Origin of the sequence: Diplocloster agilis (assembly GCF_019042275.1) — a bacterium.
In the GTDB taxonomy this organism is placed as follows: domain Bacteria; phylum Bacillota; class Clostridia; order Lachnospirales; family Lachnospiraceae; genus Diplocloster; species Diplocloster agilis.
On sequence record NZ_JAHQCW010000091.1, the window covers coordinates 1 to 972 of the forward strand.

Below are 972 nucleotides of genomic sequence, written 5' to 3' on the forward strand. Positions count from 1 at the left end.
GTCCGCCGTGCATCCTGAACCCGGCTTTCCGATTTCACTAAGCGTATTCACAGCCGCCCTATGCGCTCCCAGGGAGATACAAAAGAACCCGGCCGCCCGTGGAGACACAAAAGGGGTCCGCACTTCTTACACAGCCCGCCCTTGCGCCGGCCCGCTCCTGCTTTACTGCTGGTTTAACTGCTTTAGATTTTATGATTTTATTAATTTTGTGTATTTTTGGTGAACCTTTAGCTTGTGGTGGACACCTAAACCGCGGTGCATTATAATGATAAAGGAGAAGGATTCGAGCCGCCGGTATCGTTTCGGCGGAAAATAGGATGAACGTAAAGGATAAAGGAGATATCATGAATATTTTATTTTTTCTTACCCCCAAAAGTGAAGTGGCATACATAAATGAGGATGATACTCTGCGCCAGGTTTTGGAAAAAATGGAGCATCACCGCTATACAGCCATGCCTATTATCAATAAAAAAGGGGAGTATGTGGGTACAATAACGGAGGGGGATCTATTATTTTCCATCAAAAACGAATATTCGCTGAATTTCAGGGATGCCGAGAAGATACCGGTTTCCAAAATCGTGCGCAGGCTGGACAATCTGCCGGTCCATATTGACTCCAATATAGAAGATCTTTTTTTGATTGCCACAAACCAGAACTTTGTGCCGGTGATCGACGATAACCATGTCTTTATCGGCATCGTAACCAGAAAAGAAATCCTCCAGTTTTTCTACGAGCAGTGCCATAATCACAATAACCCAAAAAGTGAAAGCAATTAAAATTACAAAGGCTATAATTCTGAATCCCTAAGAGAACGGCCTCTATCGAGCCGTGCATAAAACAGGATAAGCCAGGAAAACTAAGAAGGTAAAAAAGTGGTTCTTTCCAAAGTTAGTTGATTTTGCGCTTTGATTCAAGCCGCAGCAGTTTTCCTTTAAGTAGCAAAAAACTGTTGCGGCCATACATAATCCGTTT

Annotated in this window: 1 protein-coding gene; it reads left to right on the forward strand. The window is 43.4% G+C overall.

From position 1 onward, the window contains the following. The first annotated feature begins 344 nt into the window (after positions 1 to 344). Positions 345 to 776, forward strand: a complete 432-nt coding sequence (locus KTH89_RS24655; protein WP_158348119.1) for a CBS domain-containing protein — start codon at positions 345 to 347, stop codon at positions 774 to 776. Positions 777 to 972: the final 196 nt, after the last annotated feature.